This window comes from Roseovarius albus (genome assembly GCF_900172335.1).
GTDB lineage: Bacteria > Pseudomonadota > Alphaproteobacteria > Rhodobacterales > Rhodobacteraceae > Roseovarius > Roseovarius albus.
Genome location: NZ_FWFX01000017.1, coordinates 1 through 13,844, shown reverse-complemented (window position 1 = coordinate 13,844; position 13,844 = coordinate 1). Strand labels below are relative to the sequence as shown.

General features: G+C 49.8%; 11 protein-coding genes. 2 read left to right on the top strand and 9 right to left on the bottom strand.

The window, feature by feature from the left end:
* Window positions 1-6: 6 nt before the first annotated feature.
* The 7 genes from ROA7450_RS18830 to ROA7450_RS18800 form a co-directional block, all read right to left on the bottom strand.
* On the bottom strand, window positions 7-912 hold the full coding sequence (locus ROA7450_RS18830; RefSeq protein ID WP_085807511.1) for an aromatic ring-hydroxylating oxygenase subunit alpha: 906 nt from the start codon (window positions 910-912) through the stop codon (window positions 7-9).
* Window positions 913-933: 21 nt separating this feature from the next.
* The gene (locus tag ROA7450_RS18825; RefSeq protein WP_085807510.1) at window positions 934-1,863 is read right to left on the bottom strand and encodes an ABC transporter permease; all 930 of its coding nucleotides are present in this window, start codon (window positions 1,861-1,863) and stop codon (window positions 934-936) included.
* On the bottom strand, window positions 1,856-2,968 hold the full coding sequence (locus ROA7450_RS18820; protein WP_234999597.1) for an ABC transporter permease: 1,113 nt from the start codon (window positions 2,966-2,968) through the stop codon (window positions 1,856-1,858). Before ROA7450_RS18820 ends, ROA7450_RS18825 begins: the two co-directional genes overlap by 8 nt.
* A complete protein-coding gene (locus tag ROA7450_RS18815; protein ID WP_085807509.1) occupies window positions 2,965-4,491 on the bottom strand; it encodes an ABC transporter ATP-binding protein in 1,527 nt (508 codons plus the stop codon). Before ROA7450_RS18815 ends, ROA7450_RS18820 begins: the two co-directional genes overlap by 4 nt.
* A gap of 79 nt (window positions 4,492-4,570) precedes the next feature.
* Window positions 4,571-5,602 carry a BMP family lipoprotein gene (locus tag ROA7450_RS18810; RefSeq protein WP_085807508.1) on the bottom strand — a complete coding sequence of 344 codons (1,032 nt, stop codon included), beginning with the start codon at window positions 5,600-5,602 and terminating at the stop codon, window positions 4,571-4,573.
* A gap of 19 nt (window positions 5,603-5,621) precedes the next feature.
* Window positions 5,622-6,587 carry a PDR/VanB family oxidoreductase gene (locus tag ROA7450_RS18805; protein WP_234999596.1) on the bottom strand — a complete coding sequence of 322 codons (966 nt, stop codon included), beginning with the start codon at window positions 6,585-6,587 and terminating at the stop codon, window positions 5,622-5,624.
* A 20-nt stretch (window positions 6,588-6,607) separates the two neighbouring features.
* Window positions 6,608-7,660, bottom strand: a complete 1,053-nt coding sequence (locus tag ROA7450_RS18800; RefSeq protein WP_085807506.1) for an aromatic ring-hydroxylating oxygenase subunit alpha — start codon at window positions 7,658-7,660, stop codon at window positions 6,608-6,610.
* A 237-nt stretch (window positions 7,661-7,897) separates the two neighbouring features.
* On the opposite strand from ROA7450_RS18800, the gene ROA7450_RS18795 reads away from it, so the two are divergent.
* Complete coding sequence (locus tag ROA7450_RS18795; RefSeq protein ID WP_085807505.1) at window positions 7,898-8,734, top strand: helix-turn-helix domain-containing protein; 837 nt, start codon at window positions 7,898-7,900, stop codon at window positions 8,732-8,734.
* Between the two features lie 667 nt (window positions 8,735-9,401).
* Here ROA7450_RS18795 and ROA7450_RS18790 read toward each other — a convergent pair.
* Window positions 9,402-10,649 carry a carbohydrate porin gene (locus tag ROA7450_RS18790; protein ID WP_234999595.1) on the bottom strand — a complete coding sequence of 416 codons (1,248 nt, stop codon included), beginning with the start codon at window positions 10,647-10,649 and terminating at the stop codon, window positions 9,402-9,404.
* Window positions 10,621-12,510, bottom strand: a complete 1,890-nt coding sequence (locus ROA7450_RS18785; protein ID WP_085807503.1) for an amidohydrolase family protein — start codon at window positions 12,508-12,510, stop codon at window positions 10,621-10,623. The genes ROA7450_RS18790 and ROA7450_RS18785 overlap by 29 nt, the downstream gene beginning before the upstream one ends.
* Before the next feature lie 107 nt (window positions 12,511-12,617).
* On the opposite strand from ROA7450_RS18785, the gene ROA7450_RS18780 reads away from it, so the two are divergent.
* Entirely contained in the window at window positions 12,618-13,643 is a 1,026-nt protein-coding gene (locus ROA7450_RS18780) for a helix-turn-helix domain-containing protein (RefSeq protein ID WP_085807502.1), read from the top strand.
* The last annotated feature ends 201 nt before the right edge of the window (window positions 13,644-13,844 follow it).

Genomic DNA, 13,844 nt, shown 5'->3' with positions numbered 1-13,844 from the left:
TACTGTTCAGGCTTCCACTGGGATGACACCGTATGTCAGCCCCTTTCGGCTAAGCCAGCGGCGAAATGCGATCGCCGTTTTATCTGCTCGAATTGGGGTTTCGGCACGTGGATCTAACGGAAGACGTTTCGGGTATTGGTTTTCCAATATCGGCTTGTCCTGACCAAAGATTGTTTGTTGAAAATAGCGGATGTCTTCATGTGAGTTCATATCATCAACCACGCACATACCGGTATGTGCCCGTATCTGTTCTTGGCCCATAGGCTGCAGGAACAAATAGATTACATCGTTGCGGCTTTCATCTGTTGGACTGGATTTATAGAGCAACGCACAATTCACATGGGGAACGCGGTAGATATAGTCCACCATCGCACCCTCTTTAGATGCAAGTGCCGCCTGCGGTTGATAAAACTGGCACTGTGTGGCCACAACTTCGTCGCGGGTTTCTGAAACCTCGACGTCATACTCTTTGACTTCTGTATGCGGCTCTTCACCCAGAATGCCCGTGTGAACAAAGGGAAAATGCCCCATGTCGAGGAAGTTCTCGACCGCCCGGCCAGCAGAAACATGAACACCAAATACACCAGTAGGCACATTTCGACGATCACTTTCATAGAACTCGCTAAACGAAAACAGCGTCTCTGGTGGTTCACCAAGGCAAGTCCAAAGATAGCCGTGCGCATGTTTTACCGGCAGCGGATCAGTTATGGCGGCAGCATTATAGGGCTGTCCTGCCTTCAAATGATCATTGCTTAGCCAGGTCGAAAGTGTACCCTCATCATCAATTCCGTAAGAAATCGAAGCATCAAGCAACCGGGTTTTATGAACAACGCCCTTGTTGATTTCTTCCAGCGAACTGAGAGGATGCCACTGGTTCAGGATAACTGAATCTTTGCAGTTTAAATCCAACATGTTTGAATCTCCTTACGGAATTTATCGGAAATAGGGTATGCCAAGTCTTCGTGGCTCGCCTGATTTGCTTCGCAACATCATCAACAGCACAATTGAGGCGACGTATGGTAGGGCGAGGAATATCTGGTGCGGAATGTCGACACCAAGAACCTGAACATGGGTCGCTACACTTTCGAGCAGGGCAAAAACCGCGACCGCCGCCAGAACACCCCGTGGCATCCAACGACCTGCTATGATTGCCACAATCGCCAGCCAGCCACGGCCTGCCGTGATGTCCGCGAGAAAACGATCAGAAAACCCTAACATCAGAAAACCGCCGCCAAGCCCGGTCATGATACTGCCAATCAAAACGGCGGTATATTGACGTCTAACAACGCTTAATCCTTTGATATCTAGCGCTTTGGGGTTCTCACCAAGGCAACGTAGTTCCAAACCCCAGCGAGTGCGATAAAGCAGGAACCAGATCGCAGGTACGGATAGAAATGCGACATAGGTAAGGATCCGCTGAGTGAACAGGATTTCTCCCAGATAAGGAATGGATGACAGCACCGGTATTGGAACGTTTTCGAAACCTTCAAATGTCGGCTGCGCACGACCTTTGATATAAATTCGAAACCAATAGAGCGTGAGGCCAGAAATCAACAGATTGATACCGAGCCCGGTAATGAAATGGTCCACCCGCATCGTTGCGGTCATGAATGCCGTCAACAGGCCAACCACTCCACCAGCGAGCATTGCCGCCAAAACCGCAATCCAGATCGACCCTGTCGCAGTCGCAACGACATAAGCGATAAAGGCCCCCATCAGCATGGTGCCTTCGACCCCCATGTTCCAAATGCCTGCACGCTGTGTGACCAACTCACCAATGGCTGCGAAAAGGATGGGGGTCATAATCCGGACGGTTCCGGCCAGAATGCTAACCAAAATGGCTTCTTGAAACAAATCACCCATCTGATTGGATCCTTACTATCTTATATCGTGCCGCAACGGCAGCACAGAGAAATGTCAGCAACATGATTCCTTGCATTGCCGGCACCAAGGCGGCCGGCACCTGCGCCAGCAATTTCATGTAAAGAGCACCACTTGCGAGCCCGCCAAACGCGATGCCTGCAATCACCGTACCCAATGGTCGCAACCCTCCGATCATGCCTATGATGATCCCGGTGTACCCAAGGTTATAAAGCGTATCAGCGCGCAATCTGTGTGATGTGCCAAAGATCTCGGCCACCCCGGCCAGTCCTGCAACCGCACCGCTGATCACCATGACCAATACAGTTGTCCGACCAATGTTGGTGCCGCGGTAGGCTAAGGCAATTGGATTGAAGCCCATAGCGCGGATTTCATAGCCTAGCGGGGTTTTCTCTAGCAGGACGTAGCATACAAGTGCTGACACGAGAGCGAACACAAAACCCAAATGCAGTTTGCTGCTACCAAGAAGGTGAGGCAGTTGTGAGGCCTCAGGTACTGGTCCTGTTTGTTGATAAACCACGGTAGAAGACACCTCGGTCCAGGGCCCTCCGCCGATCAGATAAGACAACAAAAATACGATGAGATAGTTCATCATCACGGTCGAAATGATTTCACTCACGTCAAACCGGTCTTTCAAAATTGCGGCAATACCGCCAAGTATAGCGCCTCCGATCATGCCAGACAGAATGATAAGCGACAGATACATCCAAACAGGCAGCCCTGCAAAAATCAGGCAGCCGAAATATGCCCCCATTGCGCCAGAATAAACCTGACCTTCTTGTCCAATACTCCAGACCTGAGCCCGAAAAGCCACCACAGTTGCAAGCCCGGTTAGGATCAAAGGAGTTGATTTCGCAAGCGTGGCAAAAACGGACTTTTGACTGCCAAACGCACCTTTGAATAAAGCAGCGAACGCTTTGAAAACATCTGCACCGCTTGTCATAATCAGTAAGGCAGTCAGTGCAAATCCGATCACAACGGCAAGCAAGTACATAAAGACTGTCCATGATGTCTTTGGATTCACCCGGCGTTCAATCTTAAGTCTCGATTTGGATGCGATTTGTGTCTCAACACTGCTAATGGTCATGCCGCCTGCTCCTCTTTTCCACCAGCCATCAACAGGCCAATTTCCTCGACTGTGGTGGTCAGAGGATCAACAATGCCGGTGATCTTCCCGCCGGACATGACGGCAATCCGATCAGACAGATTCAACAGGTCTTCAAGTTCTTCTGACGCCAGAAGAATGGCGTAACCTTCCTCACGTTTGGCGATGATCTGTTTGTAGACATATTCAATGACACCCAGATCCAGACCACGCGTCGGCTGATTTGCCAAAAGCAACTTGCTGGAATGAACGAATTCTCGCGCCAAAATGACCTTCTGTGCATTTCCGCCAGACAGATGATTGACCGGCGTTGCTCCGGATGGGGTTGCGATTTGGAATTCATCAATCAAGCCATCGGCAATCGAGCCAATCTGTTTGTGATCCAAAAACATGCCATTGGTGTAGTCGTCATGGCGCTGCCATCCGAGAATCATGTTTTCGCGGATATTGAACTCAGGGATCAACCCTTCTCGGAATCGATCATCAGGTACCAATCCAACACCGCGATCCATATATTGGCGTGATGGCAGGCCTTCGATCCGCTCACCGTCCAGCGACAGACATCCGTTTTCTGGCACTAGAACGCCTGACAGGATCTCAAAAAGCTCTTTCTGACCATTCCCGGAAACACCCGCCAGTCCAAGGATCTCGCCTTTCCCGATGTGCAGGCTGACATTATCCAATGCCAATTTGCCTCGTCCATCGCGATAGCTAACTTTTTCTACATTCAAAACGGTTTCAAATTTGCGCTCGGCATCTTCAGTACGATCCCGCACCATGCGCAGTTCTACATCGCGACCCACCATCATACGGGTGAGCTCATTTGGCGTGACATTGGCAGGGCATACAGTATCCACAACCTTGCCCTTTCGTAAAACCGTCACGCGATCCGCTTGCATCACCTCAACCATCTTATGGCTGATCAGCAGGATCGACAGGCCAAGCTCTTTCATATGATCAATAATTCGAAATAACCGCAGTGATTCTTCAGGCGTAAGTACGGCAGAAGGTTCATCTAAGATCAGCACTTTAGCATCCAGAAAAAGCGCCTTTAGAATTTCGACCCATTGCTGTTGACCAACAGCAAGATCGCCAACCCGCGCATCCAAGTCCAAATCAATGCTGTATTCTGCACACAACCCTTCGACGCGTTTACGGGCGTCTGTCAGTTTTAGCTGCCAGCCACTTTCATGGGTGCCTACAACAATATTCTCAAGGACTGAAAACTCAGCCACCAACACAAAGTGCTGATGTACCATGCCAACCCCCATATGAATTGCATCACGAGGGGATTTGAAATTTGCTATTTCTCCACCAATCTCTATGTGTCCGCCTTCGGGTTGGTAAAACCCAAACAAGCAGGACGACAAAGTCGATTTTCCCGCGCCATTTTCGCCAAACAAGCAATGTACTTCACCAGCACGCAGATCAAAATTTACGTTCTCGTTTGCGATCACACCGGGGAATCGCTTTGTCAAATTTACGGCTTTCAGGATATCAGACATAGCTGGCTCCAGGCGGTTGAAGGTTAAGTAAGCTCGCCCCAAAACTGGGCATTGGCACGAGCTTTTTGGCTACGCGAACCTAGTCTGACTTGGGTTCGGAAACGTCCAAAGGAACCTCAAATGCACCAGACGTGATGTTCGCAACAGTCTCATCTACGAGAGCTTTGACATCTTCCGGAACGCGATCTGCAAGGCCATGATATGGAGCCACCATTGATCCACCAACAGCCAAGCCATTCCAGTTAATATCGGTATTGCCATCCAAGGCAGCACCATCAGTTTTGAAGCTCCACCATTCGTCGATGATCCAATTTACGTCAGGATCCCAATTGGCAACCGCGGTTGACAGAACCGTTTCAGGTGAGAAGGAGTGCTGATCGGAGAAGTTACCAAAGCAAAGCAAATTATTTTCTTCACATGGCTGGAAGTTGCCCGCGAGTGAGAAAATTATGTCTGCACCAGTGGAGATTTGCGCGGATGTCATCTCGGCTGCCTTGCCGGGATCATACCAACTCTCGATGAATGCAACCTTTTGTTTGATGTCGCCATTCACAGATCGCGCACCACTGAAAAACGCGTTGATTTCATCGTTTACATCGTCGGCTGGGAACGTCCCGACAACGCCGAGCGTGTTTGTCTTGGTTAATTTGCCAGCCATCACGCCCAGAACATAGGCGGCTTCATGAACGCGCTTGTAAACCCAGTATTGGTTTCCGCCTAAACCTTCATTGCCTGACCCTACAACAACGAACAAAATGTTAGGAAATTCATCTTTGAGATTCTTGACCTGATCTGAATACGTTGAGTGCGCCCAGATAATATCAAATTCACCAGATTCCGCGAATAGCCGCATCGCATCACCAGCATCGTCACCCCATAGTGGATCCGTATACTGCCAATCGATTGCCAACCCGTGTGGCTTCGCTGCTTTTGCCCGCTCAAATGCTTCGATCAACGAGCCATCCCATGCGGATTCAAGCCCTGCAGACAGGACAATCGCGACATTCAAATCCGTCGGATCATCCGCTAGGGCAATTGATGTTGTGCTTAACAAAGAAGTCGCGGCAATCGCTGCGGTTCCTGCCAAATTTAGAAACGTTCTTTTCTTCATTTAGTCCTCCCTTATGTTATCAGAGATCGAGCACCAACAGATCGGTTAGCGCGCGCGAACAGCACAGCGTCATTTGATCATTGTCTTCGTGTTCTTCCTCCGTCAGCACGAGATCCTTGTGATCCGGCGTGCCTTGCAGCACTGGCGTTAAGCAAGTGCCGCAAATCCCCTGCTCGCATGAGACCGGAATTTCGATCCCGACCTCTGCAAGCACTTCAACAATTGACTTGTCAGCCGGGACGTCCAGCACATCGCCTGTCGAATTAAGTTGAATCTTAAACGCCCTGTCTTCTCCATCAGACTCCACTGCGTCCGCGGAAAAATACTCTCGGTGCAAACTGGCAGCCAACCATGCTTCCTTGGCGCTACCCAAGACAGCATCCATGAAGCCAGTCGGTCCACATACATAAAGATGTGTTCCTGCATCAGGCGCTTTAGTCAGTATATCCAGGTCAAGTTTCTGGGCCTTCGGTCCATTGTCGAAATGAAACTGAACCCGGTCCGAGAAGGGGGCTGCCTCAAGCACATCGCGAAACGCCATACGCTCTGGCGCACGAGCGCAGTAGTGCAATTCAAACTCCGCACCCTGATCATGTAAAGCCTGCGCCATACTCAATATAGGCGTGATCCCAATGCCCCCTGCGAAAAGCATAGATCTTCGGGCAACTGGGTCTAATTCAAAGTTGTTGCGTGGGGCGCTGATTTGAAGTTTAGCACCCTGTTTCATCCCGTGCATTGCAGTGGAACCACCTCGACCATTAGGTTCATTGAGAACCCCCAGACAATATCGATGAGTCTCCGACGGATCATTCCAAAGCGAATACTGTCGGATCACCTCCCCCGGCAACACAACATCAATATGCGATCCAGCAGAAAACGCTGGTAGAGCCGACCCGTCTTCACGTTGTAATTCGAAACTAACAATATTCTCTGTTTGCTCGCTTCTGGCGGCAATAATCACGTCGTTTAACAGCGGTTGCATCATTCTTTTCCCCCTGCCTCGGATCAGCTGGCGATCGGTGCACCAAGTCCAAGCTTAGCCAAAGCACGTCTGTATTCGACTGACATGCGATCAGCCGGGATGTGAATTTCCTCTGTCAGATCTAGCGGCAGGTCTTCAGGGTGCTGCCCCTCAACCATCGGCTTGTCCTCATCATTGATCTGCAAGCTTTCTTTGACCAGAAAGTCGTGATCCGGTTTACCTGTCGTATCTGTGACAACCTGAAAGATGCGCGTTTCATGGGCGGATACCGGACAAACAGTATCAGCAAAATATTGACGATAATCACTGTCATCCGGGCCGATGACCAGCAGCGTGGAAAATGGCAGTGTCAGCTCATAGTGATACGTCACTTGGCGGTCATCAGCTTCTATCCCATCGGGGAAACGATTTCCCTGCTCTAGATAAGGCAGATCAAATGACAGACCATAGTCTGTCTTGTTGACTTTGTAGGGTGGGATCGGGTCGGCTTCGTAACCCCCAAATGTTTCTTTGTGAACCCAAGGGAAATGTGCCACATCGTTAAAGTTTTCTACATGCCGGCTGGCCGCAGCATTCCAAGTGCCACTGGGAATGAAAATCTTTTCCAACGTATCGTCACTAACCCCTTCCCAGATCGGCAACGGATGAGATGGCTCGCCCGAGAGACACGCAAAGATTATTCCATACCGTTCTTCTGACATGATGGACATCAGGCGAAGTTTCGGCGGGATTTTGACGTTTGGATCTCCGATGCACGGGATTTTTGTGCAAGCGCCAGCATGATCAAAGTTAAGCCCATGCATTGGGCAAACCAATGCATCATCCTTAACCCATCCGCCGCTCAACCGTGTTCCTCGGTGCGGGCAAATATCTCGAGCGACTGAAACCCCCTGAGATGTCCGATATACAACAAGATCTACATCCAGCAATCTTGCCTTGACCGGTTTGTCTTCAATCTCATGCGCAAAGGCTACAGGGTGCCACATCGACGCTAGAATACGCCAATCGCTTTCCGCAAAAGTACAATTGCGTGGTAGGTCACCTGCGAATTTCGAGTGGTTGACGGATTGAAACATGTGGAATGTCTCCTGGCTGTTAGAATGGCTGGATTGCACACTTCCCTTACTGTTATTGATTTAAATCAAACTAATAATGCTCATATTGAGCAATTTATTGACTGTAACTAATATTTGTGCTGATTATTTTCTCATCAAAACCCCTTCATCCAGAACGAAGCACTTCCGATTCGGCAGTGACGCGTTCTGACCAAACCGGTTTGGCGATAAAAATATCAAAGGTAAGAGCAGCCCCCTATGGATCAACTCGTCACATATGTCCGCGGCTATTCTTTCGGTGGTATGACCTATTCGAATGGCGGCCTATTTGGTCCTATTATGCGACCTTATCTGTCGCTGCTCGAAGTGAGCAAAGGGGCATGTACACTTAAAACACCGGAGGCATCGATTACGGTTACCGCGGGTCATATCGGAATCGCAGCTACGGCATCACGGTTCGAATTTGATTATCAAAAAGACTGCTCAACGACGGCAAGATGGTGCGAAGGTTTCTTGCCAGTATTTTCCGAAGAAGAGTTCTCCACACTCAATCGCACATACACGCCAATACCAACATCTGATGTGCTCAAAAAACTGTTTGAGGTTGGTATAGAGTTGGGCCACGGATCGTCTCCTTCTCTAAACGCCATGCGCAACTCACTTGGTTTAGCTGTTGTCCGGGGATTTCTACATAGCTCACAGAATAACCAGCGATCCCGTCAGTTGCCAGAAGTCATCGTGCGAGCACGACGCATTCTCGAAGAGAATATCTCTGATGACCGCTTAGATATGAAGACTGTTGCAGAGCACGCCAGAGTAACGCCCCAATATTTAATCACGCTGTTCAAGAAAAATGTGGGTACCACTCCTGCGCGATATCTATGGAAAATTCGCCTTCGACGCGCCCGGGAGCTTCTTGTACACACGAATATGTCTCAAGCCGATATCGCATTCGAATGTGGTTTCAAGAGTCTTCCACACTTTTCAAGGAGCGTAAAAAAACAGTTTGGAATGACTCCTGCGCAACTTCGCAAAGACGCCGACTATACACGCCCTAGTGATGTAGAAGATGACATAACCGACATGCATTTCTAAAGAACTTCATCGAGATTTTGCGAAAGATTGCCCTGAAAATCGATTACACACCTGACCTGTTCAAAACGAAAGCATCTAAATTCAATCATTTCCCACCCACCAAAGAATCAAAAGCGGTCGTTCACGTTTCGCACAACATAATACAAATTGCGTCAAAGCTGCCATTACCCGCAAAGCTTTTCAGCCCTTCGATGTGTGAGGTCTGCGGGCTTACAAGCCTTGCTACCGTCGGCGCTCTTAGTGACATTCCTGCTTTGCAAAACCAGTGACATTTCTACTTGGTAGCAACACTGCCATTCGCGGCACAAATTACTCGAGACGTCGTGCTGGCTTTAACCAACCACAAAAAGCCTCCCAAATCTTAGAGACTCGGCATATCCCCCCTTTCTAACGATGGCTTTTTCTATTCAATTCTAGCTTTGCGTAAGAAAAGGCTCCCCCTCCGGTCCTCGCCAGCGGCTAAAAAGTTTGGAACCCTCCCCCTCCCCAAACGGCGGAAAGCAGACATTCGCTGCGGTAGCGAACAAACTATGATTCAGACTTGGGAACCGACATTCAGATTGCGCCCCACCCATGCTTAGTTCTGCGACACCGCGTAATGACTATCCAGTCCTAAGTTTGCTATACGGGTTAACTGTTGTAGGCTCTGAATGCGCAGATTAGCTGCTCAGAACACGAAACGTGTCCTGAGTCCAAGAATTGTGATATTACTTTCATCTGGATTCAGAAGCGGATCATTAATGAACTGCAGAGATGGCGTAATCTGAAGTCCCGGCGAAACTGTAAATCTATAAAAGGCTTCGACAGTGAACTGATCGCCATCTAGACCGTCTGCCTCGGCCCAATTTAGACCGATACCTGCTCCATCCGTTGTTCGGCCATAGTATCCCAACCCGACTGAAACAGATCTCTCATATAAGGCGGCCTTTCCCTTCGACGCGCCCGCGCGAAAGAAGGGAAGCCATCTGTTGTCGATAAGCCAAGCGGTGGAGAATGCAACGCCGTAATCTTCCGCGCGGTTCTCGTCACTCGCCGCATCGGCGTGCCAGAATGTCAAGTGCATGTTGTCGAGATAGATGCGATCAAACGCTGGCGTATAGCCTATCTCTATGCTCTTGAAGAGATCACCGTCCGAGAAAACATTAAGGTCCGGACTATTGGGATCGGCATTCGCGTCTGCGAGACTCCCGATAACATAGAAATTGCTTCCCACCTTTGCACCAGCGGCCAAGCCAAGACCCGGATTCGGCGTATTAATCGTCGGGTTGGTATTGAACGCAAGGTTTTGAAAGGCCGTGTAAGGACTGACCGCACCATAGACATCCAGAAAGTCAGTAACATCGATCTGTCCAAACTGCAGTGTCCAATCGCCATCGACATGCCTTTGAGTCCAATAAAGATTGGTCAGCAATCTGCCGCTGTCATTGAAAGCTGTTCCGGTGATCGACAACGCGCCATTATCAAGACCAAGGAATTGAGGTGCAACCGAAGAAAACGCATGCCGGTCCTCGATTTTGAAGGTTAGAGATCCTTGCTCTGTTGCTTGCCAGTTTCCGTAGAACCGAAAAATGCCACTGGAGGCGTTGCTCGTTCCTGCGTCGGCGTTTGAAGATTGATGTAGTGCAAGATAGTCGAAATTGAACCTGAAGCCCTGTTCAGCCAGCCGATCCTTCCACGCGAACCACGAAGGCGCGATGTTGCGTGGAAAATCAGAACGGAATTGCGGATCCGTTAAACCATCGCCTGGCTCTAGGTCGGCTGCTGTGGAAGACGGTCCTGAAAGCCCTCCGTTTTGCTGCGCAGAGGATGGCTCAGCGCAGACAGCGATGAGCAGTGTCAAACTAAGGAAGTTGTAACGTGATGTTCCCTTCATTGGCTTGAAGTCTTTACTCTTGCCGTGCGAAAATTGGATCAAAACGCTTGTTTGGATCTCCCCCGTTCTTTGCGATCAGAACCTGAGCCCAGTCACGTGCTGCAGTTTCGTTGTCTTCGTACCGCCCGTGAACCTGACAAAAGAAAAGCGCACTGTCGTCAAACCCTTTACGCGGTGAGAACCAGTCAAACGGATTGTTCGGCTCAGCAGAGGCAAACTGTGTTATTGAAGGCGTAACCGGCTCAAGTTTGGCGTCATCATCAGAAATATCCTGAAGTAGCGAAGGCCGCGTACTACCTGTATCCGGCGTCAGGATACCCATAATCTGCTCACGACTAGCTGGAACAAAGCGACCTTCCTCTTCAACAGGAAAACGGATCGCTTGACCGGGGTAGACATCCTTCAGAACCTTGCTGTTTTCGACAACTATCGTCCCATTCACCAATACGTAGGGAATACCCAGTGAAGGCAATCCGTTCTTGCCGCGGCTGTACTTCGCCTGTTCAGTGACATTCGCGGGGTCAAAAATCGTAATATCGGCCACCATTCCTTCTTGCATGCGCCCGCGTACCTGCATTGCCCGCAGTCCAGTATCGCCAAGACGCTTGGCATGAATGTAGCTGAGTTGCGTGAGAGTTAGCATGAGCGGTACGTCGTTTTCTCGAGAGAGGCGTAGAACCGTTGCATGTGTGCCAGCAGAGCGTGGGTGTCCGGCATAATCCTCATAAGGCGAGTCCCATGTTAGGGCTTCGCCATCGAGATTCAATGAAGGCATGCCATCCCCAGAAACACCGTACCCAGCAATCTGGATCCAGTCCGTCAACCATTCTTCGCGCGGTGGGCTAAACGCAATGAGTGTTCTGCCCGGCTCGCTTGCAGCAAATTCGTCAAACTCTTCGCGCGTCACAAAGCGATCAAGCTGCGGATCAAAAATTGTCTCGTCAATCTTGTATCCCATATTGTCTTCCCAATTGGACGGGGCAACAATCGAGGCGCCATAGTTTCCGGAGCCCGCTGTCCAAGGATAGTAGCTAGACCAAACATTGAAGCCTTGATCTCTGGCCATTTGCAGTTTTTCTTGATTTTCCCACCACCCGTAGTCGTTATCATGGTGTACGTGTAGCGGCGCGTTAAGCACCATTGCATTTACAAGAATTTCATTCACGCCGGTTTGTGTTTCCGTTGGCGTTGAGGCACTAGGGTGGAACCGATGGTGTACTGATGTCAGTCGCCCATAGCGCGCTGCCGCTTTCTGTGCTTCGAACATCTCATACGTCGTTATACCTTCTCTTGCATAACCAATGGTTGATCCGACACCGAGCGCCCCCAAGCGCAGACCTTCGTCCAACTGTGCAGTAATCTCGTTCATCTGCTCACGATTGCTTGGTGTAATGGACCACCCGTCAACGCCGTCTTCAGCCGCTTCGGCACGATAATCGAAGAAAAACGGCATCGAGATATTTGGACCTTCAAGCGCGAGACCATCATGCACCCGCATGCGCGCGAACTCTTGACCGATAACCGTGCCGAAGTTGGCTTGGGTACTGCCCTCTCGCGCGGCATACCATTCGTCAATGTTCGCCGCACCAACTTCAAAGTCCATCTGGGTCGTCACACCATCTCGAAGATTGACCTTGAAGCCCCACGGGTCGAGGCCATGCTGTTCAAGATCGATAAATCCTGGAGCAATAACATGGTCTGAGGCGTCGATGGTTTGAGAGCCCTCAATTGGGTCAGATGTAATGGTTGTGATCCAACCATTGTTGATTCCAACGTTTGCAACCTGATCGAAATTCGTTTCAGGATCCATTACTCGACCATTAAGTATGACGACATCATAGTCTTGAGCGATGGTTGCTGCACCATAAATGGATGCAATAACAGTTATGTATGCAATGGACATTCTCATTTCGGTCTTCCTTAGAATTCAATCGAATTGTACGTAACGCAGTTACCTTTACTTTAAGGGAAAGCAATTTATCATTGCGGGTCATTTTGTGAGGTGTCGTAGTGAACCAACGCCAATCCAATGAAGAATTAATTCTCATAAAAGCGTCACAGGTCTGGCCTTTTATGGACGTCGTTTCGCGGCTCGGCGGAAATATTGAAGACCTCGCAGAAAGAGCGGGCCTGCCGCTTGATGCAGTCCTCGAAAAGAAAGGCGTGATCGGTGAGCGATCTGCGTGGCGGTTCGCTGGCTTTGCTGCACAGTCACTCGGAAACGAGCATTTAGGATACTTGGTAGCAACCGAACACCCAGTGCATTCAGTAGGAGAATTGGGTGGAATGCGTGTAAGAATGGCGCCAACCATCGGTAAACTTCTGCAGTTCTTTATCGAAGATGTGACCTACGAGAATAACGGCGCCAAATACTCCTTGATACGACACGGAGACCACGTAGTTTTCCGCAGAGAGATAATGTTCCCAGACTGCATCGGACGGTGGCAGACGGAGCAATATATAGTGACCATACTGGTACAAATCATCCGGTTGTGCGCGGAAAATTCATGGCAACCATCGTGGCTAGGCCTCGCATCAAGCGCTAAGCCTCTATCGATACCATCAGGCTGGTCAGGTATCGACATCAAATGGGGCAACCCAGCGACTGAAATTGCGATGGATGAAAGCCTTCTGCATAGGCAGGTTTCTTCTGCAATTCAGCTACTAGCAAAGCACCACGGGCGCGAACCAAGTCGTCCGATTACATCTGGTGAGATCGACTATATTGTTGATAGGCAGCTATGGTCAGGAGGCACTAGCATCGCAGAAACTGCACATGAATTGGGTGTCAGCAGTAGCACGCTGAAACGACGCTTAAAGCGAGACAATCGCACTTATTCCGGCATAGTCGGCGAGCGACGGCAATATTGGGCTGAAAGATTGCTAGTGGAAACGGACACACCACTGGCACAGATTGCTCGAACACTCGGCTACACCCATTTGCCAAACTTTACGCGGGCATTCAAAGCGCGAACCGGGCTAACTCCCAGTGGTTTTCGTGCAAACCAGAGGTCAAATTCCAATGCATCTGATTGATCAATGCATCGAAGCCGTGAGCTTGATCTTGGCCGCAATTCGCAGGACCACCTTGAAGCCCGCGATGTCTGACTTCAGCGCTTATGGGTCCAAATAGGTCGATTTGCTAAGAGAGGGTTTGTTGCTCATCGTAGCCACCAAGGAGTGGATGATGAGAAAGACAACGAAGAGCCCTGGCGAGAAGATCGTCAAAGATATCAA